This is a genomic window from Pseudarthrobacter leeuwenhoeki (assembly GCF_055412885.1).
On sequence record NZ_JBVAYY010000008.1, the window covers coordinates 82309 to 106441 of the forward strand.

At 68.3% G+C, this 24133-nt stretch carries 20 protein-coding genes; 15 read left to right on the forward strand and 5 right to left on the reverse strand.

The window, feature by feature from the left end; translation table 11 throughout:
• Position 1: 1 nt before the first annotated feature.
• From glpK to holA, 6 genes are all read left to right on the forward strand, one after another.
• Positions 2-1516: a glycerol kinase GlpK gene (gene glpK / locus ACZYX4_RS08800; RefSeq protein WP_463875159.1), complete on the forward strand. Its 1515-nt coding sequence runs from the start codon at positions 2-4 to the stop codon at positions 1514-1516.
• Positions 1517-1911: 395 nt separating this feature from the next.
• Complete coding sequence (gene leuS / locus ACZYX4_RS08805; protein ID WP_463875160.1) at positions 1912-4449, forward strand: leucine--tRNA ligase; 2538 nt, start codon at positions 1912-1914, stop codon at positions 4447-4449.
• Between the two features lie 82 nt (positions 4450-4531).
• Positions 4532-5530, forward strand: coding sequence for a DegV family protein (locus ACZYX4_RS08810; RefSeq protein WP_463875162.1), 999 nt, complete (start codon positions 4532-4534; stop codon positions 5528-5530).
• Between the two features lie 95 nt (positions 5531-5625).
• Positions 5626-6525: a ComEA family DNA-binding protein gene (locus ACZYX4_RS08815; protein WP_463875163.1), complete on the forward strand. Its 900-nt coding sequence runs from the start codon at positions 5626-5628 to the stop codon at positions 6523-6525.
• A 13-nt stretch (positions 6526-6538) separates the two neighbouring features.
• Entirely contained in the window at positions 6539-8521 is a 1983-nt protein-coding gene (locus ACZYX4_RS08820) for a ComEC/Rec2 family competence protein (protein WP_463875164.1), read from the forward strand.
• Positions 8455-9468, forward strand: coding sequence for a DNA polymerase III subunit delta (gene holA, locus ACZYX4_RS08825; RefSeq protein WP_463875166.1), 1014 nt, complete (start codon positions 8455-8457; stop codon positions 9466-9468). The genes ACZYX4_RS08820 and holA overlap by 67 nt, the downstream gene beginning before the upstream one ends.
• A 141-nt stretch (positions 9469-9609) precedes the next feature.
• On the opposite strand, the gene rpsT is transcribed toward holA, so the two are convergent.
• Positions 9610-9870 carry a 30S ribosomal protein S20 gene (gene rpsT, locus ACZYX4_RS08830; protein ID WP_226775157.1) on the reverse strand — a complete coding sequence of 87 codons (261 nt, stop codon included), beginning with the start codon at positions 9868-9870 and terminating at the stop codon, positions 9610-9612.
• A gap of 173 nt (positions 9871-10043) precedes the next feature.
• A complete protein-coding gene (locus ACZYX4_RS08835) occupies positions 10044-10652 on the reverse strand; it encodes a type II toxin-antitoxin system PemK/MazF family toxin (protein WP_463875167.1) in 609 nt (202 codons plus the stop codon).
• Between the two features lie 180 nt (positions 10653-10832).
• Between ACZYX4_RS08835 and lepA the strand changes: the two genes are divergently transcribed.
• The gene (lepA, locus tag ACZYX4_RS08840) at positions 10833-12686 is read left to right on the forward strand and encodes a translation elongation factor 4 (RefSeq protein WP_463875168.1); all 1854 of its coding nucleotides are present in this window, start codon (positions 10833-10835) and stop codon (positions 12684-12686) included.
• A gap of 42 nt (positions 12687-12728) precedes the next feature.
• The gene (gene hemW / locus ACZYX4_RS08845; protein ID WP_463875170.1) at positions 12729-13967 is read left to right on the forward strand and encodes a radical SAM family heme chaperone HemW; all 1239 of its coding nucleotides are present in this window, start codon (positions 12729-12731) and stop codon (positions 13965-13967) included.
• A 24-nt stretch (positions 13968-13991) separates the two neighbouring features.
• Here hemW and ACZYX4_RS08850 read toward each other — a convergent pair whose 3' ends face one another.
• Positions 13992-14411, reverse strand: a complete 420-nt coding sequence (locus ACZYX4_RS08850) for a DUF4870 domain-containing protein (RefSeq protein WP_463875171.1) — start codon at positions 14409-14411, stop codon at positions 13992-13994.
• A 144-nt stretch (positions 14412-14555) separates the two neighbouring features.
• Complete coding sequence (locus ACZYX4_RS08855) at positions 14556-15404, reverse strand: DUF3097 family protein (protein WP_463875172.1); 849 nt, start codon at positions 15402-15404, stop codon at positions 14556-14558.
• A gap of 232 nt (positions 15405-15636) precedes the next feature.
• On the opposite strand from ACZYX4_RS08855, the gene hrcA reads away from it, so the two are divergent.
• From hrcA to ACZYX4_RS08870, 3 genes are all read left to right on the forward strand, one after another.
• The gene (gene hrcA, locus ACZYX4_RS08860; protein WP_463875173.1) at positions 15637-16650 is read left to right on the forward strand and encodes a heat-inducible transcriptional repressor HrcA; all 1014 of its coding nucleotides are present in this window, start codon (positions 15637-15639) and stop codon (positions 16648-16650) included.
• A 110-nt stretch (positions 16651-16760) separates the two neighbouring features.
• Positions 16761-17888 carry a molecular chaperone DnaJ gene (gene dnaJ, locus ACZYX4_RS08865; RefSeq protein WP_463875174.1) on the forward strand — a complete coding sequence of 376 codons (1128 nt, stop codon included), beginning with the start codon at positions 16761-16763 and terminating at the stop codon, positions 17886-17888.
• 2 nt (positions 17889-17890) lie between these two features.
• Entirely contained in the window at positions 17891-18697 is an 807-nt protein-coding gene (locus ACZYX4_RS08870; protein WP_463875175.1) for a 16S rRNA (uracil(1498)-N(3))-methyltransferase, read from the forward strand.
• Between the two features lie 51 nt (positions 18698-18748).
• Here ACZYX4_RS08870 and ACZYX4_RS08875 read toward each other — a convergent pair whose 3' ends face one another.
• Positions 18749-19648 carry a GerMN domain-containing protein gene (locus tag ACZYX4_RS08875; protein WP_463875177.1) on the reverse strand — a complete coding sequence of 300 codons (900 nt, stop codon included), beginning with the start codon at positions 19646-19648 and terminating at the stop codon, positions 18749-18751.
• A gap of 464 nt (positions 19649-20112) precedes the next feature.
• On the opposite strand from ACZYX4_RS08875, the gene ACZYX4_RS08880 reads away from it, so the two are divergent.
• The 4 genes from ACZYX4_RS08880 to era are packed head-to-tail and all read left to right on the forward strand — an operon-like array spanning position 20113 to position 23936.
• Positions 20113-21195: a PhoH family protein gene (locus ACZYX4_RS08880; protein WP_463875179.1), complete on the forward strand. Its 1083-nt coding sequence runs from the start codon at positions 20113-20115 to the stop codon at positions 21193-21195.
• Positions 21192-21665: an rRNA maturation RNase YbeY gene (gene ybeY, locus ACZYX4_RS08885; RefSeq protein ID WP_463875181.1), complete on the forward strand. Its 474-nt coding sequence runs from the start codon at positions 21192-21194 to the stop codon at positions 21663-21665. Before ACZYX4_RS08880 ends, ybeY begins: the two co-directional genes overlap by 4 nt.
• Positions 21662-22993 (forward strand): hemolysin family protein, encoded by a 1332-nt coding sequence (locus tag ACZYX4_RS08890; RefSeq protein WP_463875183.1) that lies wholly within the window; start codon positions 21662-21664, stop codon positions 22991-22993. Before ybeY ends, ACZYX4_RS08890 begins: the two co-directional genes overlap by 4 nt.
• Positions 22977-23936 carry a GTPase Era gene (gene era, locus ACZYX4_RS08895; RefSeq protein ID WP_463875185.1) on the forward strand — a complete coding sequence of 320 codons (960 nt, stop codon included), beginning with the start codon at positions 22977-22979 and terminating at the stop codon, positions 23934-23936. The genes ACZYX4_RS08890 and era overlap by 17 nt, the downstream gene beginning before the upstream one ends.
• Positions 23937-24133: the final 197 nt, after the last annotated feature.

Sequence of the window (24133 nt, forward strand, 5' to 3'; positions counted from 1 at the left end):
CATGAACCAGTACGTAATCGCCATCGACCAGGGCACCACCAGCACCCGCTCCATCGTGTTCGACCACAGCGGCAACATCGTCTCCTCGGGGCAGCTGGAGCACGAACAGATCTTCCCGCAGGCAGGCTGGGTGGAGCACGACCCCGCCGAGATCTGGAACAACACCCGCGAGGTCATCGCCTCCGCGTTGTCCAAGGCGAACCTTACGCGCCACGACATCGCCGCCGTCGGCATCACCAACCAGCGTGAAACCGCAGTCGTCTGGGACAAGACCACCGGCAAGGCCATCTACAACGCGATTGTCTGGCAGGACACCCGCACCCAGCCGATCGTGGACGAGCTGGCCAAGGACGGGGGACCGGACCGGTTCAAGCAGAAGGTCGGCCTGCCGCTGGCCACCTACTTCTCCGGCACCAAGATCAAGTGGATCCTGGACAATGTTGAGGGTGCCCGTGCCAAGGCTGAGGCCGGGGACCTGGTCTTCGGCAACACCGACAGCTGGGTGCTCTGGAACCTGACCGGGGGGACCGACGGCGGTGTCCACGTCACGGATGTCACCAACGCCTCCAGAACCATGTTCATGGACCTGGAGACGCTTGCCTGGGACCAGGAGATCCTGGACGCCTTCGGTGTTCCGGCCTCCATGATGCCGGCCATCAAGTCCTCCTCCGAGGTCTACGGCACGGTGCACACCTCCCAGCTGCTGCGTGAGGTTCCGGTTGCCGGCATCCTGGGCGACCAGCAGGCCGCGACCTTCGGCCAGGCCGCCTTCGACGCCGGTGAAGCCAAGAACACCTACGGCACCGGCTGCTTCCTCATCTTCAACACCGGTGAGGACATTGTCCACTCCCAGAACGGGCTGCTGACGACGGTCGGCTACAAGCTCGGCGACGCCGCTCCGCACTACGCGCTGGAAGGTTCGATCGCGGTCACCGGTTCGCTGGTGCAATGGCTGCGTGACAACCTCGGCATGATCAGCAGCGCCGCGGAAGTGGAGACGCTGGCGGCCTCGGTGAAGGACAACGGCGGCGTGTACATCGTGCCCGCGTTCTCCGGCCTGTTTGCCCCGTACTGGCGGTCCGATGCCCGCGGCGCGATTGTGGGGCTGACCCGCTTCGTGAACAAGAGCCACATCGCCCGGGCGGCGCTGGAGGCCACGGCATTCCAGACCCGCGAGGTGCTGGACGCCGTCAACGCGGACTCGGGTGTGCCGCTGACGGAGCTGAAGGTCGACGGCGGCATGGTCGCCAACGATGCGCTGATGCAGTTCCAGGCGGACATCCTCGGCGTCCCGGTGATCCGGCCCAAGGTCGTGGAGACCACGTCCCTGGGCGCTGCCTATGCCGCCGGTCTGGCCGTCGGCTTCTGGAAGGACCTCGGTGAATGTTCGGCCAACTGGGCCGAGGACAAGCGCTGGGAGCCGCAGATGGACCAGGCGGAGCGCGAGCGCCAGATGCGTCTCTGGAAGAAGGCTGTCACCAAGTCCATGGACTGGGTCGACGACGACGTGAAGTAGGTCCGGCAAGCCGATGCCTTCACTGTTAAGGGGGCCCCGCCCGCTTCGCGGACGCCCGAAGCCGCTCCCGGGCCCCCTTAACAGCTCGGCCTATCGGGGCCGGCCGCTTCAGCCGCTAGTGGAGACTTACGTAGTGCCGATGGCCGGTGCGCTAAAGTAGAGCTATGCGTGCGATCCTCCTGCTTAGCTAGCCGCCCGGCATCCCGACGAGAACTCGGATTGCCGAGCGGCAGCCCCTCCGTGTCGAGGGGCTTTTGTGTGTCTGGACCCGTTTGGGCGGGCGGCAGGGGAACGGGCCGGGCCGGATTCGGCCTGCGTCCGGGATTGACGGTAGAAGACTTGTCGGTACGAGACTTGACCGAACATAAGGCTTGACAGAACAGAAGAGGCCAGCAGTGAGCGTTCAGCCGGAAACAGAGACCGGAACACCAGCAGCCGCAGCGGAGACCCCTGAAGAGGGTGCCTACAGCTTCGCGGCCATGGAAGCCAAGTGGCCGCAGGTCTGGGAGGACCTCAAGGTCTTCACGCCCGTCGACGACGGGTCGAAGGAGCGCCGGTACGTGCTGGACATGTTCCCGTACCCCTCCGGAGATCTCCATATGGGCCACGCCGAGGCGTTCGCCATGGGCGACGTCGTCGCGCGCTACCTCCGCCAGCAGGGCTACGACGTGCTGCACCCGATCGGCTGGGATTCCTTCGGGCTGCCCGCCGAGAACGCGGCCATCAAGCGCAATGCGCACCCCAGCGAGTGGACGTACGCCAACATCGACACCCAGGCGGCGTCGTTCAAGCGCTACGCCATTTCCGCCGACTGGTCCCGCCGGATCCACACCTCCGACCCGGAGTACTACCGCTGGACGCAGTGGCTCTTCAAGCGCTTCCACGAGCGCGGACTGGCGTACCGCAAGAATTCCCCGGTCAACTGGTGCCCGAAGGACCAGACCGTGCTGGCCAACGAACAGGTGGTCAACGGTGCCTGTGAACGGTGCGGCACCCCGGTCACCAAGAAATCACTGAACCAGTGGTACTTCAAGATCACCGACTACGCCGACCGGCTGCTCGATGACATGGACGAACTGCGCGGCCACTGGCCCGAACGCGTCCTGGCCATGCAGAAGAACTGGATCGGACGCTCCGAGGGCGCGCACGTCACCTTCGTCATCGAAGCCGACGGTGCCCAACCCGCCAAGGACGTCACGGTCTTCACCACCCGCCCAGACACCCTGTACGGCGCGACGTTCTTCGTCGTCGCCGCGGACGCGCCGATCGCCCTCGAACTGGTCACCGGGGAACATGCAGCGGCCCTGGACGCGTACCGCGAACAGGTCAAGGCGCTCTCCGAAATCGAACGCCAGTCGACCGAGCGGGAGAAGACCGGCGTCTTCACCGGCCGCTACGCCATCAACCCGCTCAACGGCGAGAAGCTGCCAGTCTGGGCGGCCGACTACGTGCTGGCTGACTACGGCACCGGCGCCATCATGGCCGTCCCGGCCCACGACCAGCGCGACCTCGACTTCGCCCGGACCTTCGACCTGCCCGTGCGGGCAGTGCTGGACACCGGCGGGGAGGATCCCGCCGTCAGCGGCACGGCGACCTCCGGCGAGGGCACCCTGATCAACTCCGGGGCCCTGGACGGCCTGCCGAAGGCAGAAGCCATCCCGGCCGCCATCGGGATCCTGCAGCAGCAGGGCACGGGCGAGAAATTCGTGAACTTCCGGCTGCGCGACTGGCTGCTGAGCCGGCAGCGCTTCTGGGGCACCCCGATCCCGATCATCCACTGCCCCGCCTGCGGCGAGGTCCCGGTCCCGGACGACCAGCTGCCCGTCACCCTGCCGGCGGACCTGCGCGGCGAGGACCTGTCCCCGAAGGGCACGTCGCCGCTGGCAGCCGTCGAAAGCTGGGTCAACGTTCAGTGCCCCAGCTGCCACGGCCCGGCCAAGCGGGACACGGACACCATGGACACCTTCGTGGATTCCTCCTGGTACTTCCTGCGCTTCGTCTCGCCGCAGTACACGGACGGCCCGTTCGACCCGGAGAAAATCAACGACTGGATGCCGGTCGGGCAGTACGTGGGCGGCGTGGAGCACGCCATCCTGCACCTGCTCTACGCGCGGTTCTTCACCAAGGTCATCCACGACCTGGGCATGATCGACGCCGACGAGCCGTTCAGCGCGCTGCTGAACCAGGGCCAGGTGCTCAACGGCGGCAAGGCCATGAGCAAATCCCTGGGCAACGGCGTGGACCTGAGTGAACAGCTGGACAAGTACGGCGTCGACGCCGTCCGGCTCACAATGATCTTCGCCTCCCCGCCGGAGGACGACGTCGACTGGGCCGATGTCTCGCCGTCGGGCTCGGCGAAGTTCCTGGCCCGCGCCTGGCGCCTGGGCCAGGACGTCACGAGCGCGCCCGGCGTCGACTACGGCACCGGCGACCGGGCCCTGCGCGCCGTTACGCACCGCACGATCGCCGACGCGGAAGCCCTGCTGGAGCACAACAAGTTCAACGTGGTCGTCGCCAAGCTCATGGAACTGGTCAACGCGACCCGCAAGACGATCGACAGAGGCGCAGCCAGCGGAGCCGGCGGCGCCGATCCGGCGGTCCGTGAAGCGGTCGAGACCGTTGCGGTCATCCTGAGCCTCTTCGCGCCGTACACGGCCGAGGACCTCTGGAACGTGCTGGGACATCCCGCCTCGGTGGCCAACGCCGGCTGGCCGACGCACGACCCGGCCCTGCTCGTGCAGGACACCGTGACCGCCGTCGTCCAGGTCCAGGGCAAGGTCCGGGACCGGCTGGACGTCTCGCCGGAGATCGGCGAGGACGAACTGCGGGAACTGGCCCTGGCCTCGGAAAATGTCCAGCGCGCCCTTGACGGCCGAGGGATCCGCACGGTGATCGTGCGGGCGCCTAAACTGGTCAACATCGTCCCGGCCTGACCGGGTGCCTGCCGCCGGTGTCCGCCGGCGGCAGGCCATCAGCGCGAGTCCGTCAGCACGTGCAGACAGCAGGAGGTACTTCGTGTCCCACCGCGACCCCGCAGGGTGGCTGAAGGAGCGCCTCAGCGGCCTCCGGCAGGCCAAACAGTCCGCCGGAGGCCCGGCGGCCGGCCCCGCCGCCGTCGTGCGGACAGCCGTCGTCACGGACTCCGCCGCGGCGCTGCCGGTTGACTGGGTCCGTGCCGTCTCCGCCCACGGGCGGCTGACGGTCGTCCCGATGCCGGTGATGGTGGGTACGGAAATCTACGGCGAGGGCGAGGACGACCTCGCCGAGACGATCGCCCTTGCCCTTGCCAGCGGCAGGCCCGTCAAGACCTCGCGCCCTTCACCGGGGCAGTTTGAACAGGCGTATCTGGCGGCCCAGCGCAACGGCTTTGAGTCCGTCGTGTCGCTGCACATTTCCGGGGAGCTGTCCGGAACGGTGGACTCCGCACGGCTCGCCGCCGCCCGCGTGGACATCCCGGTGGAGGTCCTGGACTCGCGCACCGTGGGCATGGCGCAGGGGATGGGGGTCCAGGGCGCCGTAGCCGCGGCGGCGGACGGTGCGGACGCGGCGGACGTGCGCGCGTCCGCCGAGCACGAACTGGCACGCACCAAGGTGTACTTCTACGTGCCGAGCCTGGAACAGCTGCGCCGTGGGGGACGGATCGGAGCAGCGGCGTCGCTCTGGGGGACCGTGTTCTCGATCAAGCCCATTCTCGCGGTGGAGGACGGCAAAGTCGTTCCGCTGGAGAAGGTACGGTCGGCGGCGAAAGCCACCGCGCGGCTCAAGGAGATCGTTGTGGCCGACGCCGCCGGCCGGCCAGCGGGGCAGGCCCGGCTGGCCGTCCACCATTTCGGGAACCCGGCCGAGGCGGAACTGCTCGCGTCGCAACTGTCCGAAGAGGTACCCGGCGGTGTTCCCGTCCAGATCAGCGCCCTGCCGGCCGTGCTGGCTGCCCACGCCGGACTCGGTGTGCTGGCAGTGATCGTGGGGGAGCGCAGCACCCCCGCAGTCCAGGACATCCCCGCGGCGTCCTAGTCCGGCGCGCCACAGCTGTGTCCGGCTGTTTCCCGGTATCCACATAAGGCCCGCTGCCCCTGAACCGCGTGCCCGGGGCTTCGTACGATGGGCGCATGCCGCGCCACAATCCGGGGGACCCGACCAGCGCCGAACCGCGCCGCACCGACCGCAGGCTGGCGGCTGCCGTCCGTCCAACCGCCGGGACAGGCCTGCTCGACGGGCAGCCCTTCGCTTCTCCGTCCGCGGGACATCGGGATCCCGGTCCGGACGATTCCCCGGTCCGGAGCCCCCGCATCAGGTGGCGCACCGGATGGTATGCCGCCGCGCTCCTGTGCCTGCTTGCCGCGGCGTGTCTTGGCTGGTTCTGGTGGCAGGCGGCGAACGCCACAACGGAGGTCACTCCGCTCAGTTCCATCAACCCGACGCCGGCCGGCGGGCTGCAGGACCCCGAACTCCAAGCCGGACCCTCCACCGGACCGTCAACCGCCCCGGACGCTTCCCCCGGCGGCGGCGGTGACAGCGGCGACGGCGACGGCGGCGGAGCGGACGCCCCGGACAGCATCATCGTGCATGTTGCCGGCGCGGTGGTCCGTGCCGGCATCGTGGAGTTGCCGCGGGGCAGCCGCCTGCACGAGGCCATCGCAGCGGCCGGAGGCGGTGCCCCGGGCGCGGACCCGGACCAGCTGAATCTCGCGGCCGTGCTCGAGGACGGGCAGAAGGTCCTGGTGCCACGACAGGGTGAAACCGCGCCGGCCGAGTCTGCCCCGGGGAGTGACGCGGGCGCCCGGGGAAGCCCGGGCAGCGGTTCCGCTCCCACAGCGGGAAAGATCAACTTGAACACGGCCGGAGCCGAGGAGCTGGCCACCCTCCCGCGGGTGGGCCCGGTGCTTGCCCAGCGGATTGTGGACTGGCGCAAGCAGCACGGCAACTTCCAGCGGATCGAGGAGCTGGACGCCGTGGACGGGTTCGGGCCCAAGCTGCTCGAGGGCGTGCTGCCCCTGGTCCGGGTGTGAGGGCGGGCCGGACATGGAACGGATGAATCGCTGGCAGCGGTACGTTGATGCCGCGGTCGGAGGGACGCCAAGGGATCCCCAAACGACAGGGCCCGCCGCGGGCCCCCACGCCCCCGGGCCGGCGCAGGCGCCGGCGGGGCACCCGCAGGCCGTCCCGCAGCGCCGCCGCCATCTGCGGCTCCGTGGCCGGCTTCTGTCGTTCGCGGCCCGCGGGCACGCCGGCCCGGCCCGGGAGAGCACCCTCCGCAGGACCGATGTGCGCCTGGTCCCCGCGGCTGTGCTCGTGTGGGCAACGGCCGCTGCGGGACACCACCTGCACCCTGCGGCGCTTGCCGCCCTCTGCCTGGTCTTCGTGGCGGGCTCGGGACTGCTGCTGCTCAGGGCAGTATCCACCGCCGGGGCACGGCGGCACGGCGCACCGCAGCGGCGGAGCTTCCATGCGACGCTGGCCGGGGCCCTGCTGCTCGCCGCTGCGGCGGGCGGGCACGGCACCGCCGATTCCTCCCGCCGGCACGAAGGCGCTGTGGCCGCCGCAGCCGCCGCGAACACAGCCGTCGCAGTGGACGTGGAGATAGCGGGTCCGCCCCGGCAGCTCAGGACGCCGGGGCGTTCCGGACTCGCGGACCGGTGGGCGGTCCCGGTCACCCTGATCGAGATGACCTTCGACTCGCGCCGGGTGCAGGCGCAGGCCAGGTTGCTGGTCCTGGGTGGCGCCGACTGGGAACATGCAGCCCCGGGCCAGCGGATCCGCACGACCGGCAAACTCAAGCCGCCCGGGCCGGGGCAGCCGGAAGCAGCGGTCCTCTCGGCCAGCTCCGCCCCGCTGACGCTCGGGGCGGCCGCGACCTGGCAGCGGGGCCCGGTCGAACTCCGTGCCCGTTTCACCGCTGCCGCCGGGCACTTCGACGGTGACGCCCGGGGACTCCTGCCGGGCATGGTGACCGGTGACACCAGCGCCCTCGATGCAGAGCTGGACGCGGCCATGAAGTCCGTCGGGATGACGCACCTGACTGCGGTCAGCGGCGCCAACTGCAGCCTCATCCTGGGCGCCCTGCTGCTGGCCGCCCGAAGCCTGCGGTTCAACCGGGCGTCCGCAGCGGTCCTTTGCCTTGCGGGGCTGGGCCTGTTTGTCCTGATGGTCGGACCGGATGCCAGTGTCCTGCGGGCCGCCGTGATGGGCGCCATCGGGCTCGTTGCCCTGGCCGGCGGCCGGCCCGGGCGGGGTTTGAGCTTCCTGTGCCTCGCCGTGATCGGACTTGTGCTGGCACAGCCGGGGCTCTCCACCAGCTTCGGATTCCTGCTCTCCGTGCTTGCGACCCTCGGCATCGTGGTGACGGGCAGGCCGATCATGGCCTGGTTCCCGGCTGCGGTCCCGCGCTGGTTCGCCGCAGGATTGGCAGTTCCGCTGTCCGCTCAAGCTTTCTGCGCACCGGCGATCATCCTCCTGCAACCGCAGTTCTCCACCTATGCCCTGCCCGCCAACCTGGCCGCCGCCGTGCTCGTCGCACCGGTCACGCTGCTGGGGACCGCGGCCGTGCCGCTGGTGCCGCTGGCCCCGGCCCTCGCCGCCGCGCCGCTGGGCATCGCTGCGGCGTTCGCCACCGGGGTCGGAGCCATCGCCCGCTACTTCGCGGGCCTGCCCGGGGCGGTCCTCCCGTGGCCGGAAGGAGCGTTCGGCGCTGCCTCGATGGCACTCTTCTCCGCCTGCACCCTCGCCGCCTGGTGGCTGCCCTTCCACCCCGCCCGCACCGTCGCGCTGGCCCGGGCGGCGCATGAACGGACAGTGGCGTTGCTCAACCGAATCCCTCCCCGCGGCGGCGGACCGCGGGGACCGCGGGGACCGGCGGGAGGGTCCCGGCCCGGCTTGGTGCACCGCCCGGGCCGTGGCAGGCTTAGAGTCTGCAAACAATTTTCCGGGAGGAAACCTCAGTGGCTGCTGCCCAGACCCCACGTGCACGGCCCGCCGCTTCGAACACCGCCACCTGGCGCGACGTGACCCCGGCCGCCGTCGTCCTGGTCGGCGGACCGGAAGACTACCTGGGGTCCCGTGCCATGGACCGCATCCGTGCCCAGGTCCGCGCCGCAGCCCCCGATGTCGAAGTCACCCGGCTCAATGCCGGCAACTACGAGCCAGGCTCCCTCGCCATGAACGTCAGCCCGTCCCTCTTCGGTGAGCAGAAGCTCATCGAGGTGGAGGCCCTGGAGGGCATGAATGATGCTTTCCTGGCCGACGGGCTGAAGTACCTCGCCCGGCCCGAGCCCGACGCCGTGCTGGTCCTCCGCCATAGCGGCGGCGTGCGCGGCAAGAAGCTCCTGGACGCTGTCAAGGCAGGCGGGTGGCCGGTGGTGGACTGCCAGCCCTTGAAGAAGGACGCCGACAAGATCGCCTTCGTGACGTCCGAGTTCAAGGCCGCGTCCCGGCGCATCGATCCCGACGCCGTGCATGCCCTGGTCAACGCTGTCGGCGCCCATCTGGCTGAACTCGCCGCCGCCTGCAGCCAACTGATCGCCGATGCCACCACCGGGGTGGATTCCGCCATGGTGGACCGGTATTACGGCGGCCGGGTGGAAGCCACCGCTTTCAAGGTCGCCGACGCGGCAATGGCCGGGAACGCCCCGCTGGCGCTCTCCACCCTGCGCCACGCCCTCGACACGGGCGCGGACCCGGTGCCGCTGGTGGCCGCGCTGGCCTCGAAGCTGCGGACCCTCGCCAAGGTTGCCGGGGCCCAGGGCTCCTCGTCGCAGATTGCCAAGCAGCTGGGGATGCAGCCCTGGCTTGTCGAGCAGGCGCAGCGTGAGGTGCGGCGCTGGACTCCGGAGGGGCTCGTCCGGTCCATCCAGGTGACCGCCGAGGCCGATGCCCAGGTCAAGGGCCTGTCCCGGGACCCTGTCTACGCCGTCGAACACGCCGTGACGGTGATTGCAACGTCGGTGCGCCGCTGATTCCTGGCTTCGGGTGCGCGTTCCCGCCCCGCCGCCGCGGCCGGGGCCATGATGTGCCGTGCCAGGACCTGCCGTTTAACTGGAAGCGGCCGGCACCCGAGGGTGCCGGCCGCAATCATCAGTTCAAGTGAACTGGAAACCTTAGAGCGCGTTGACCTTCTTGGAGATGGCCGACTTGCGGTTTGCAGCGTTGTTCTTGTGGAGAACGCCCTTGCTGACAGCCTTGTCCAGCTTGCGGCTGGCGGAAAGCAGCGCGGTAGCCGCAGCATCCTTGTCGGTGGACTCAACGGCGGTGTTGACGGCGCGGATGGCCGTCTTAAGCTCGGACTTGACTGCGTTGTTACGCAGGCGTGCCTTCTCGTTGGTGAGGATGCGCTTCTTCTGGGACTTGATATTAGCCACGTGTGAACTCTCTTTTTCAATGCGGAAAATGGTCTAGAGGGCTTTCAGATTGGCCATTGACTGAGCGGCGTGGGGATACCTGTGGCGACCAACCATCTGTGGCCGTCGACCTGCACGGACACACAGCTGTCAATAGTAGCAGAGAGGCCGGCGGGGTGGCGATTTAACGGCGTTCAGCGCCAGCCGTGGCGGCTCCGCAGGGCGGCGGCGATGAGGCTGAAGCTTCCGGCGTCGAGGATGGCGCCCTCGCGCCGGACATCCTGCGGGTTGATCTGCAGGATGCGGTCCAGTTTCGCTTCGCTGGGACGCCGTTGCCGGTCCCAGGGGCCGGTGCCGATGTCAACGTAGTCGTCCGCGCGGCCCGCGTCGCCGTCGTGGTCCCTGCTGGTGAGCATCAGGGCGAGCAGATAGCGGCCGCTCGAGCCCACCAGCAGCACCGGCCGGTCCTTGCCCCGCGAGTGGTCCTCTTCATACGGCACCCACGTCCAGACGACTTCGCCGGGTTCGGGGCGGCCGTTGGGGGAGGGCGCGTAGCTGGCCTTTGCCGTTCCGCGGAAATCGCCGGGATATGCGTTGGCCAGGCCGACGGCGGCGCCGTGGCCGGTCCCCGGGCGTGCGCCGGTCTTCGCGCCGGTCCGTCCCGGCCGGGCCCTTGTTCCGGGCTTGGCCTGAGCGGCCGGTCCGGCAGTGCCGGAGTTGCCGGGAGGAGTGCCCGGGCGCCCCTCCAGGAAGCGTAAGGTGCTGCGCACAGCATTACCGATTGAGCGTAAGTTCCAGGCCATGGGGAAACAGTACCGGCAGCCCGCCCAGTCAGGCGGCAGCCTGAAGGCGGGGATGCACTCCCATGGGCCCGGACGTGGGAGACTATAGGTTCAGAGATGCGGCACGTCGCAGGCTGGGAAACCAGCCCCCGCGCCGATCTGTGGAAAAGCCAACAGTATTGCCAACAGTAAGGACCCTGCGTGTCTCCCATGGCCCGCACCGCCCCGGTGCCCGCGGCAACAGATCCGGCCATCATCCGGAACTTCTGCATCATTGCGCACATTGACCACGGCAAATCCACGCTGGCCGACCGGATGCTCCAGTACACCGGCGTTGTCCAGTCCCGTGACATGAAGGCCCAGTACCTGGACCGCATGGACATTGAGCGCGAACGCGGCATCACCATCAAGTCCCAGGCAGTCCGTATGCCCTGGGAGCTCGACGGCACCAGCTACGCGCTGAATATGATCGACACTCCCGGACACGTTGACTTCACCTACGAGGTCTCCCGCTCGCTCGCGGCCTGCGAAGGCGCCGTGCTGCTGGTCGACGCGGCCCAGGGCATCGAGGCCCAGACCCTCGCCAACCTCTACCTGGCGATGGAAAACAACCTCACCATCATCCCGGTCCTGAACAAGATCGACCTCCCTGCAGCCCAGCCCGAGAAATACGCGGCGGAACTGGCCAACCTGATCGGCGGCGACCCCGACGACGTGCTCCGCGTCTCCGGCAAGACCGGCATGGGCGTCGAGGTCCTGCTCGACAAGATCGTCCGCGACCTTCCCGCCCCGACGGGTGACCCCAACGCCCCGGCCCGCGCCATGATCTTCGACTCGGTCTACGACACCTACCGCGGCGTGGTCACCTACGTCCGCGTCGTGGACGGCATGCTGCACCCCCGCGAACGCATCCAGATGATGTCCACCCGCGCCACCCACGAACTCCTCGAGATCGGCGTCAGCTCCCCGGAGCCCACCCCCTCCAAGGGCCTCGGCGTCGGTGAAGTGGGTTACCTCATCACCGGCGTGAAGGATGTCCGGCTGTCCAAGGTGGGCGACACCGTCACCAACCTTGCCAAGCCGGCCACCGTGTCCCTCCCCGGCTATGCGGATGCCAAGCCGATGGTCTTCTCCGGCCTGTATCCCCTGGACGGCACGGACTACCCGGTGCTCCGCGATGCGCTGGAGAAGCTGATGCTCAACGACGCCGCGCTGGTGTACGAACCGGAGACGTCTGCCGCGCTGGGCTTCGGCTTCCGGGTGGGATTCCTGGGCCTGCTGCACCTGGAAATCACCCGCGAGCGGCTCGAACGCGAATACAACCTGGACCTCATTTCCACCGCCCCCAACGTGGAATACGAGGTCACGCTGGAGGACAAGAAGGTCGTCCACGTAACGAACCCCAGCGAATACCCCACCGGAAAGATCGCGGAAGTCCGCGAACCGATGGTCGCCGCCACCATCCTGGCGCCCAACGAGTTCGTCGGCGCCATCATGGAGCTGTGCCAGAGCCGGCGCGGAGTCATGGGCGGCATGGACTACCTCTCCGAGGACCGGGTGGAAATCCGTTACCGCCTGCCGCTGGCCGAGATCGTCTTCGACTTCTTCGACATCCTCAAGTCCAAGACCCGCGGCTACGGCTCGCTGGACTGGAAGGCCGACGGCGACCAGGTGGCCGACCTCGTCAAGGTCGACATCATGCTCCAGGGCGAACAAGTGGATGCCTTCTCCGCCATCACGCACCGTGACAAGGCCTACGCCTACGGTGTGATGATGACCGGCAAGCTCCGCGAACTCATTCCGCGGCAGCAGTTCGAGGTGCCCATCCAGGCCGCCATCGGTTCCCGGATCATCGCGCGGGAAAGCATCCGCGCCATCCGCAAGGACGTGCTCGCCAAGTGCTACGGCGGTGACATCACCCGGAAGCGCAAACTGCTGGAAAAGCAGAAGGAAGGCAAGAAGCGCATGAAGATGGTGGGCCGCGTCGAGGTCCCGCAGGAAGCCTTCATCGCCGCCCTCACCACGGACGAGTCCAAGGACAAGGCCAAGAAGTAGCGGTGCCAGTGATGACTGTCCCTGCGCAGGCAGGCCCGCACCGTGCCTAGCGCCCTCCCGCTGGGCGACCCGGCGCCGCCGGACGGGCTGTTGCCGGCCCAGGCGCTGGAAGGGGCCCCGGGCCGGGCCTTTGGATTGTATGTGCACATCCCGTTCTGTGCCGTGCGCTGCGGGTATTGCGACTTCAACACCTACACCGCCACGGAGCTCGGCGGCGGGGCCTCCCAGGGCGCCTACGCCGGCACCGCCATCGCGGAGCTCGACTTCGCAGCGGCGGCCCTGCAGGGCAGCGGCCTGCCGGCACGCCCGCTCAGCACGGTCTTCTTCGGCGGCGGGACACCCACACTGCTCCCCGCCGCGGACCTGGCCCGGATCCTCACCACCGCCATTGGGGCCTGGGGCCTCGATCCCGGCGCCGAGGTCACCACCGAGGCGAACCCGGACTCCGTCACCCCCGAGTCCCTGCAGCTGCTGGCCGGCGCCGGGTTCACGCGGGTGTCCTTTGGCATGCAGTCCGCGGTGCCGCACGTCCTGAAGGTGCTGGACCGCACCCACACCCCCGCCCGGGTGCCCCAGGCGGTCCAGTGGGCCCGGGACGCCGGCCTCGCCGTCAGCCTCGACCTGATCTACGGAACGCCGGGGGAGTCGCTGGCCGACTGGCGCTACTCGCTGGAGACGGCACTGTCCTACGGGCCGGACCACATCAGCGCCTACGCGCTGATTGTTGAGGAGGGCACCAAACTCGCCGCGCAGATCCGCCGCGGTGAAGTGCCGGGAATCGACGACGACGACCATGCGGCCAAATACGAACTCGCCGACGAACTGATTTCGGCCGCCGGGCTCTCCTGGTACGAGGTCAGCAACTGGTCCCGCACGCCGGAGCAGGCCTGCCGCCACAACCTCGCCTACTGGCGGGGGGACGACTGGTGGGGGATCGGCCCGGGCGCGCACTCACACATCGGCGGCGTGCGCTGGTGGAACGTCAAGCACCCCACCGCCTATGCCAACCGCCTGGGGTCCGGGCTGTCGCCGGCAGCCGGCCGGGAAACCCTCGATTCGGAGACCCGCAACGTGGAGCGCGTCATGCTGGAAGCGCGGCTGAACTCCGGGCTGGAGATCGCCAGCCTGGGCGGGCTGGGTGACACCGGGCGGCACGCCGTTGCCGGACTCATCGCCGACGGTCTCGTGGATCCGGTGGCGGCCTTCCGTGGCAGCCTCGTCCTGACACTCAAGGGCCGGCTGCTCGCCGACGCCGTGGTCCGCAGGATCCTGCCGGACTGACCCATCCAGGGCGGGACTGCGTTCCTACTTGATCCTGCGGAGGTTGAACCGGTAGCGGTACGGCTGGCCGCGGTTGACGTGGATGCCGGCCGCGACCGAGAAGCACGTCACGGCAATCCAGATGACCGTGGCCAGGACCGCGAAGATGTTGCCCACCACCGGGATGAAGACCAGCAGGTTGCACACTACGGCGGCAAGGGTGGGCGGCAGTGTGAAGTTGAGGGCCTCCTTGGACTCCTGCGCCGTGAACGGGCCGCGGTCCTTGAAGATCAGGTAGATCAGCAGCGAGGGAACGCAGCCCAGGATGCCGCCGAAGTGCGCCAGTGTGGCCCACTGGCGGTCCTCGTTTGCCGTCAGCGGCAGCGCATTTGCGGGAACGCCGTGGTACGGGGGCTGGCCATGGCCGGCCTGGTTGCCAGTGTGTTCGCGTGCGTCATCTGCCACGGTGTTGTCCTTTTAGATTGCGGTGGTGCGTTGCTGCCTGGAGGTGCCAGGGCTGCGCGGGGAGCGTAGCCGCCGTACCAAGAATACGTGCTCGGGCACGGAAGCACCGATCGGCCCGCTGGCGGGGGTGCGCGGCAAGGCTCCTCAGGGAACGGTGAGGAAGTCGATGACCTCCTCCACCCGTCCCAGCAGGGAGGGTTCCAGATCGGCGTAGCTGCGGACCGCGCCGAGGAGCTTTTGCCAGCCCAGGCCGATGTCCTCCTTGGTGCTGTGCGGCCAGCCGAAGGCCATCAGGATACCCGTCTTCCAATCCACGCCGCGGGGAATCACCGGCCACTTCTCGATTCCCAGCACGGCGGGCCGGATCGCCTGCCAGACATCGACGTAGGGGTGGCCGACGATCAGGACATTGCCGGCCGCGCCGGGGGACGCCATCACCGCCTGGGCGATCCGGGATTCCTTTGAATCGGGAACCAGATGGTCCACCAGGACACCGAGCCGGCGCCCGGGCCCGGGCCCGAAGGCGGCCACGGCACCAACGAGGTCATCAATGCCGTGCAGCGGCTCGACGACGATGCCCTCCACCCGGAGATCGTCACCCCAGACCTTTTCGACGAGTTCGGCGTCGTGCTTGCCCTCCACCCAGATCCGGCTCGCTTTGGCCACCTGGGCGCGCTGCCCGGCCACCCGGACGGAACCGGAGGCTGTTCTCGTGCCGGCGGCGGCTGCGGGGGCCCGGGGGACCGGCGGCATCAGCCGGATCGGCTGGCCCTCCAGCAGGAAGCCGAAGCCGAGACGGAAGGACCGGGACTTGCCGCGGCGGTCTTCGAGGGCAACGACGTGCATGCCGCCGGACTTCTCCACCCGGGTGACGGCACCCACCCAGCCGGACTGCACGTCTTCGAGCACCATTCCGCGCTCCACCGGCACGTCCGGCAGCTGGGCCTTGACGGGGGCAGACAGGTCCTGGGGGCCCCAATTCTGGTACGACATGGCTTACACACTTACCTTGCGCTCGGTTTGCTGCGGCGGGCTGTGCCCGAAAACACCCGCCCCGGGAGGAACGCCCGGAGCGAACTCAATGCTAACAATGCGGCGACTCATATTAGACTGGTTAGCACTAAGGCATGGCGAGTGCTAATCACCATGCCTTTGTGCCAGGACAGTATCAGGGCGGCCGGCGAACGGCTGCACCGGGTGCGGGACAGTCGAATGGAGGTGGACCGTGAGCGAACCACGCAAGCTCGAAGTGCTGCGCGCCATCGTGGTGGACTACGTCCATTCACGGGAACCCGTCGGCTCCAAAGCCCTCGTGGAGCGGCACCACCTCGGGGTGTCCAGTGCCACGATCCGCAATGACATGGCGGCCCTGGAAGACGAGGGCCTCATTACAGCGCCGCACACCAGCGCCGGGCGCATCCCCACGGACAAGGGCTACCGGCTCTTCGTGGACCAGATTTCGGCGGTCAAGCCGCTCTCCCCGCCGGAACGCCGCGCCATCCAGGCACTGCTGGAGGGTTCCGAGGACCTCGACGATGTCCTGGACCGGACCGTGCGGCTGCTCGCGCAGCTGACCAACCAGGTCGCCGTCGTGCAGTACCCCCACCTCAGCCGGGCCAAGGTGCGGCACATCGAATTTGTCCTGCTGGCGCCCCGCAAGGTGCTCGCAGTGCTGATCGCGGACACCGGGAAAGTGGAACAGCGGGTCATCGACGCGGGTCAGGATCTTTCCGACGAGGTCCTGTCGGAACTGCGCACACGGTTTCTTGGCAGCCTCCCGGGCACCCCGCTGAACCTGCTGCCGCAGTCGCTGCAGCCGGTCATTGCCAGCTGCCCGCCTGCGCGGCGCAGCGCCGCGCAGGCGCTGGCGCGCGGCCTTGAGGCGCTGGCCACCAGCAGCCGCGAGGAGCGTATGGTCATGGCCGGGACCGCCAACCTGGCCCGCTCCAACGTCGACTTCCCGCTCAGCATCGGCCCGGTGCTGGAAGCCCTCGAGGAGCAGGTGGTCATGCTCCGCCTGCTGAGCGACATGGCCGAGGACCCGCGCGGTGTGACGGTCAGCATCGGCCGGGAAAACCCGTATGACGGACTCGCGGAGGCCTCGGTGGTGGCGACCGGCTACGGCCCGGACGCAACGGCGAAAGTCGGAGTGCTGGGCCCCACCCGGATGGACTATCCGACCACCATGGCCGCCGTCCGGGCCGTAGCCCGCTACCTTTCGCGGATTCTCGGCCCCTGACGAACCGCGCAGACCCGGCTGGCCTGACGGCCCGACGGGCCGGCACCAGACTTCTTGCCCCCAACAGGCAGTGCCCCACCGGCAGTACAAATAAGGAAGAGATACACATTTTGAGCAGCCATTACGACGTTCTGGGAGTCTCCCGGGAAGCTACCGGAGAAGAGATCAAGAAGGCCTACCGCAAGCTGGCGCGGACCCTTCACCCGGATGTGAACCCCAGTGATGACGCCCCGGACCGCTTCAAAGCCGTCACCCACGCCTATGAGGTGCTGTCCGATCCGCAGAAACGCCGGATCTACGACACCACAGGCAACGAGAACGGCACCGACAACGGCTCCGGCGGCGGCAGCTACGCCGGCCAGGGCTTCGCGTTCCAGGACATTTTCGAGACCTTCTTCGGCGCCGGCGGCCAGTCCGGTCCGGCCTCCAGGGTCCGCCGCGGCCAGGACGCCCTGATCAGCGTCCGGATCGACCTCCGCGACGCGGTGTTCGGCGTCAACAGGAAACTCGAAGTGGACACGGCCGTCACCTGCCCCACCTGCGAGGGCTCGTGCTGCCGTGAAGGCAGCCACCCGGAACGCTGCGACATCTGCGGCGGCAGCGGCCAGGTCCAGCGCGCCGTGCGTTCCATCCTCGGACAGGTCATGACCGCGGCCCCCTGCGGGTCCTGCGAGGGATTCGGCACCGTCATCAAGGATCCCTGCAACGAATGCGCCGGCCAGGGCAGGATCCGCAGCCGCCGCTCCCTGACGGTCAAGGTTCCCGCCGGCGTCGCAACCGGCACCCGCATCCAGCTCTCCGGGCAGGGCGAGGCCGGACCTGCCGGCGGCCCCGCGGGCGACCTCTACGTCGAGATCCGGGTCAACAACGACGCCACATACGTGCGCGACGGCGACGATCTGCACGCGAGCCTCAACATCCCCATGACGGCCGCCGCGCTGGGCACCGAGCTGACCCTCGACACCTTCGACGGCCAGCAGGAGATCGACGTCAAGGCCGGCACCCAGTCCGGGGAGGTCATTACGCTCCGCGGGCTCGGCGTCACCCACCTGCGCGGCTACGGCCGCGGCGACCTCAAGGTCCACCTCCAGGTGGACACCCCCGCCAAGCTCGACGCCGCCCAGGAGGATCTGCTCCGCCAGCTCGCCAAGCTGCGCGGGGAACAGTTCAGCGAAGGAAAGCTTGCCGCGAGCGGCGGGGTCTTCGCGAAGCTTCGGGACCGGCTCGGTAACCTGTAGCGGTGAGCAACCCGGTCTTCTTCACTGCCCCCGGCACCCTGGATGCGGTGGTCCCCGGTTCCGTCTTTGTCCTTGACGGACCCGAGGCCCGCCATGCGGTCACGGTGAAACGGCTTGCCCTGGGGGAGGCCGTGGACATCGCCGACGGGGCCGGAAAGCGCCTGACCGGTACCGTGGTTGCTGCCGCGCCCGGCGAACTCTCCGTGGAGTGCTCCGGACTCACCGAGGAGCCCCGGCCCGGGGTCCGGCTCGTCCTGGTCCAGGCCCTCGCGAAGGGCGACCGGGACGAACTCGCTGCCGAAACCGCCACAGAACTGGGGATCGACGCCGTCGTCCCCTGGCAGGCGGAACGCTCGATTGTCCGATGGAAGCCGGAACGCGCGGCGAAGGCCCACGCCAAGTGGCAGTCCGTCGTCACGGCGGCGGCCAAGCAGGCACGCCGCGCCTGGATCCCGGAGGTCCGCCCCGCCGTCGACGGCGCCGGGTTGCAGGCGGCGGTGGCGGCGGCTGACCTCGCCATCATCCTGCACGAGGATGCCGTGCGTCCGCTGCGCCGGGTTCTGGAGGCCTGGCTTGAGGCCGGCTCCACGGTCGACGGCCTGGGCGACGGCTCCGCTGTCGACCGGGCAGACGAGAGCAGCGAGGTGCTGCTGATCGTCGGACCCGAGGGCGGCATCAGCCCGCGGGAAGTGACCAGGCTCTGCGATGCCGGCGCGGTGACTGCCCTGCTGGGGCACCACGTGCTTCGCTCGTCCACTGCAGGTCCCGCCGCGACGGTCCTCGCCAGCGACATCCTGGGCCGCTGGTAGCGGCAGGCCCGGCAGGGTCAGCGGCTGGGTCCGGATCGGCCGGCTGGCCGGCTATTTGACCGTGAACCCGCGGGTGTCGACGTTCAGATCCTCGGCGGGGTTGGCCTCGTCGAGCTGCGACACCCGGACCTCATAGGTGCCGGGCCCAAGGCTGGCAGAGAGGCTGAACGCTCCCGACTGGCCGGTCTCGGCCGAGGCCGTGACTGACCCGTTCAGGTACCTAATCTCAACGCTGCCGTCGACGCGCAGGATCTCCCAGCGGAGTCTGCCCCCTGGAGCGGTGCTGCGGCCGGAGATCTTGACGGTGCCGTCCTCCACGGAGGCCCCTTCCTGGGGATCAATGATCCACACGGGGGCGACCATCCCGGCGCTGCGTGCGGTCGGGGAGCCCAGCCGGACGTGGTTGAAGGCGATGTAGTCCGTGTGCCCGTCCACGAGCACCACCACCTGGATCTGCTGGCCGGTATCGACCAGCCCCGCGCTGGCAGCGGCCGCTGTCGCGGTGTAGACAAGCTGCTGGACCGCGCGCTCGGCCATGACGGGGTCCACATTGGAGTTGAAGGCGTCCGCGGACATATCCACCGTGATGATGTTTTTGCCCGAGATGGAGCTTGCCAGTTCCTTCGGGTTCTGCCACGGAGTGAAGAAGTCCGGGTCCAGCGGCTTCTCGGACATCATGACCCGGAGCGCCCGCGTGACCGGGTTGTCCTGTTCCGGAACGTCACGGAACTCCCGGTAAAGAAACACGCTGTCGTTGCTCCGGCCGATCCAGTACACCGGCGCCCTGTTGGATGCCTGCGAAGTTTCCAGCGGCGCGCTGGTGGCCGGCGCCGATGCCTGGGGAGGCAGGACCTGCGACGGGGTAGCGGAATCCGTAACGCCGGTCTGCGGGGTCGCCACGCAGCCGGCGAGGGCCAGTGCCAGCGCTGCAGGCAACACCAGAAGCGGCACGCCCGGACATTTACGCCTGGCTGCCGCTGTCTGTCCCGTCCCGCGTTCCCTGATGGCCGTTGCCCTCCGCCGCTCCGTTATCCAGTTCACATCGGCCCGCCAGCCGGGCTCAAAAAGCCGTGGCGGGGGCCGGTTTCCAGCATGGCATACGGGCCCGGCACGCAAGCGTGGAATCGGCCGGCGGGCGGGAACTGCAACGGGAACGATATGAGGCCGATACGAAGTTGATACCTAAACGCGGGAAAGGTGCCGGATGACGCCGGGCGGGAGGCCCGGCGTACCGTCCGCCGGACGCGGTGCGCAGCCCCTCACTGGCGTAAGATGGAGGGACCCGCTGACACCCGGAACCAGAAGGCGAGCACCATTGTCGAATCAAGCGCCGTCGAATCAAGCGCCGCGGGACCGGATCAGCGGACCGACCATTTCCTTTACCGGAGGGGACCAGAGGCCCGCGGGCCAAGACCATGACTGAAGCAGCGAACGGCAAGGCCCGGATCAGCGCCGGAGAGCGCGCCGCAGGTGAATTTCCCCATTCCCTACCAGGACTGCGGACGGAGGTGGTCCTGTTCGATAATTCCGATCAGATGGTCCAGTCCCTTGGCAGTCATGACGAAGCCCTGCGCTTCATTGAGGCCCAGTTTCCGGCTGTCGACTTCCATGTCCGCGGCAACGAGCTCGCCATCAGCGGGCCGGCCGTCGACGTGCCGCGGATCATGCGCCTGCTCAACGAAATCCGGGGACTCGTCGCCCGGGGCACCGTCATCACCCCGGCAGTCCTGCAGCAGCTCGTGTCGATGCTCCGGAGCCAGTCCCTGCAGAACCCGGTCGATGTGCTCACCCACAACATCCTCTCGAGCCGTGGCAAGACGATCCGGCCAAAGACGCTGAACCAGAAGAACTACGTGGATGCGATTGACGCCAACACGGTGATCTTCGGAATCGGCCCGGCCGGTACAGGCAAGACGTACCTGGCGATGGCCAAGGCCGTGCAGGCACTGCAGCAGAAGGAAGTCACCCGGATCATCCTGACCCGTCCCGCCGTCGAGGCGGGGGAGCGGCTGGGATTCCTTCCCGGCACGCTCAGCGACAAGATCGACCCCTACCTGCGGCCGCTCTACGACGCCCTGCACGAAATGATGGACCCCGAATCCATCCCGCGGCTGATCGCGGCCGGCACCATCGAGGTCGCCCCGCTGGCCTACATGCGCGGGCGCACGCTCAATGACGCCTTCATCATTCTGGACGAGGCACAGAACACCACCCCGGAGCAGATGAAGATGTTCCTCACCAGGCTGGGCTTCGGCTCCAAAATGGTGGTCACCGGCGACGTCACGCAGGTTGACCTGCCCTTTGGGACCCGGTCCGGCCTCCGGATCGTGGAGGACATCCTGCTGGGCATCGACGACGTCAACTTCACCATCCTGGACGCCTCCGACGTCGTCCGGCACCGCCTGGTCGGCGACATCGTCAACGCCTACAGCGTCTGGGACGAGATCCAGAGGAACCGGGTCAAGCAGACCCGCGACAAGCGGGGAGAACACGCGTGAGCATCGAGGTCAACAACGAATCCGGCGTCACCGTCGATGAGGCCGGGCTGGTCCGGCTGTCCCGGTTCATTTTCGAACGACTCTTCATCCACCCGCAGGCCGAACTCTCGATCCTCCTCGTGGACGAGCCCGCCATGGAGAAGCTGCACATCGAACTGATGGACGAGCCGGGCTCCACCGATGTGCTCTCGGTGCCCATGGACGAGCTGACGCCGGGCACCCCGGACAAACCCACGCCGCAGGGCATGCTGGGCGATATCGCCATCTGCCCGCAGGTCGCGGAGGTCCAGGCGATGAACGCCGGCCACTCCACCCAGGACGAAATGCTGCTGCTCACGACCCATGGCATCCTGCACCTGCTCGGCTTCGACCACGCGGAGCCGGAGGAGAAGGAGGAGATGTTCGGCCTCCAGCGCGAATTGCTGTCTGCCTTCACCGGCAAAGACGCACCCTCCGAGACGATTCAGTGACGCCACTGATCGTTGCCGGCATGGCGCTGGTGTTCCTTAGTTTTGCCGCGTTCCTGACCGCGGCCGAATCTGCCTTCAACTACCTTTCCCGGCATGATGCCGGGGCCGCGATCCTGCAAAGCCGCGGTACCGCGCTTCAACGCATCATGGCGCAGCCCGTGGCACACATGCGGGCCTTGCGGTTCTGGCGCATCTGGTTCGAGATGGCTTCCGCCGTCGCCGTGACGGTGCTGGTGAACAGTCTGCTCGGCAACGTCTGGCTCTCCGGGCTGATCGCCACCGGCGTGATGGCCCTGCTGGGCTTCGTGATTGTCGGGGTGTCCCCCCGGCAGCTCGGCCGCGTGCACTCGGCCGGCCTGGTCCGCTTCAGCGCACCGCTGATCCGCTGGCTCTGCCGGGTGCTGGGTCCCATTCCGGGCTGGCTCGTCACCGTGGGCAGCGCTGTGGCCCCCGGAGCGCCCGCCGACAACGAGGCCTTCTTCAGCGAAGAGGAGTTCCGCGAACTCGTGGACCGGGCCACCGAGTCCGACGTGATCGAGGACAACGAGGCCGAGATGATCCAGTCGGTCTTTGATTTCGGTGACACCCTCGTCCGCTCTGTCATGGTGCCCCGCACCGACATCCTCAGCATCGACTCCGGGTCCAGCCTGCACCGGGCCATGTCGCTGTTCCTGCGCTCGGGCTATTCCCGGATCCCTGTCATCGGCGAGAACACGGACCAGGTCCTGGGCATCGTGTACCTCAAGGATGTGGCCGCGGTCATCCATAACCTCGGCCCCGGTGGGGAGCCGCCGGTTGTTGACGAGCTCGCCCGCGACGTGCGCTACGTGCCCGACTCCAAGCCGGTGAGTGAACTGCTGCGCGAACTGCAGAAGGAATCGACCCACGTCGCGATTGTGATCGACGAATACGGCGGCACTGCCGGGCTCGTCACCCTTGAGGATCTCATCGAGGAAATCGTCGGTGAGATCGTTGACGAATACGACACCGAGAGCGCGGAAGCCGTGGAACTCGGCGATGGAAGCTACCGGGTCAGCGCACGGATGAGCATAGAAGACCTCGGTGAGCTTTTCGACCTCGAGCTCGACGACGACGAAGTGGACACCGTGGGCGGCCTGCTCGCCAAGGCCCTCGGCCGGGTGCCGATTGTCGGCAGCGCCGTCGAGGTCCACGGACTGTCCCTCCGTGCCGACCGGCTCGAGGGCCGGCGGAACCGCGTCAGCCACATCATTGCGGCGGCCGCACCAACAGTAGAAACTGACCTTGAAGACCTTCTCGACGAGGCCGCACCAATCCAACAGGGAGTCTCACGTGAGCAAGCAGAATAAGTCCGACGGCGAAGCAGCCCACGGCGGCTACCGCGCCGGTTTCGCGGTGCTGGTCGGGCGGCCCAACGCCGGCAAGTCGACCCTCACCAACGCCCTGGTCGGCCAGAAGGTCGCGATCACCTCGGCCAAGCCGCAGACCACGCGGCACACCATCCGGGGCATCGTGCACCGGGACGACGCCCAGCTGATCCTGGTCGACACCCCGGGCCTGCACCGCCCGCGCACACTGCTGGGGAAGCGGCTCAACGAGCTCGTCGCCGACACCCTCGCCGAGGTCGACGCGATCGGCTTCTGCCTGCCCGCCAACGAGAAGATCGGCCCGGGCGACAAGTTCATCGCCGCCCAGCTCGCCGCCATCGGCAACAAACCGGTCATCGCCATCGTGACAAAGTCCGATACGGTGGACCGCCAGGGCCTCACCGAGCAGCTGCTCGCCGTGGCAGCCCTGGGCCGCGAGGTCCTCGGCGAGGACGGCTGGAAGGACATCGTCCCGGTCTCCGCCACTGACGGCTTCCAGGTCGGCACCCTCGCCGACGTGCTGATCGGCCACATGCCGCCGTCGCCGCCGCTGTATCCGGACGGCCACCTGACGGACGAGCCGGAAGCGGTGATGATCGCCGAACTCATCCGGGAAGCCGCCCTCGAGGGCGTGCGCGACGAGCTTCCGCACTCCCTGGCCGTCGTCGTCGACGAGATCGTTCCGCGGGAGGGCAGGCCCGAAGACAAGCCCTTCCTCGACGTCCGCGTGAATCTCTTCGTGGAACGCCCTTCGCAGAAAGCCATCATCATCGGCAAGGGCGGCGCCCGGCTCCGGGAGGTCGGCACCACCGCACGCAAGGCGATCGAGGCGCTGCTCGGCGCGCGCATCTACCTCGATCTGCACGTGAAGGTCGCCAAGGACTGGCAGCGGGACCCAAAGCAACTCGTCAAGCTCGGCTTCTAGGCGCAACCCCGCGCCGGCGGGGCCCGCGCCACTCCCATGGAGCCCGCTATCGGGGAATCCCCGGATTCGGACTCTAATATGGGCTGACTCCTTTCGTGAAAGAAGGCTCAAGCGTGACTCGACCCAGTGATGACCGTGCAGACGGGACCGGATCCCCGGTTCGGTCAGGTTCTGCTGCCCGGCACACGGATGATCCC

Excerpts from the sequence above, each read along its gene's own strand:
- ACZYX4_RS08820 (WP_463875164.1), top strand. The coding sequence starts at position 6,539 with ATGGAACGGATGAATCGCTGGCAGCGGTACGTTGATGCCGCGGTCGGA.
- ACZYX4_RS08835 (WP_463875167.1), bottom strand. The coding sequence starts at position 10,652 with ATGGCCTGGAACTTACGCTCAATCGGTAATGCTGTGCGCAGCACCTTA.
- ACZYX4_RS08815 (WP_463875163.1), top strand. The coding sequence starts at position 5,626 with ATGCCGCGCCACAATCCGGGGGACCCGACCAGCGCCGAACCGCGCCGC.
- glpK (WP_463875159.1), top strand. The coding sequence starts at position 2 with ATGAACCAGTACGTAATCGCCATCGACCAGGGCACCACCAGCACCCGC.
- ACZYX4_RS08855 (WP_463875172.1), bottom strand. The coding sequence starts at position 15,404 with ATGTCGTACCAGAATTGGGGCCCCCAGGACCTGTCTGCCCCCGTCAAG.
- ACZYX4_RS08880 (WP_463875179.1), top strand. The coding sequence starts at position 20,113 with ATGACTGAAGCAGCGAACGGCAAGGCCCGGATCAGCGCCGGAGAGCGC.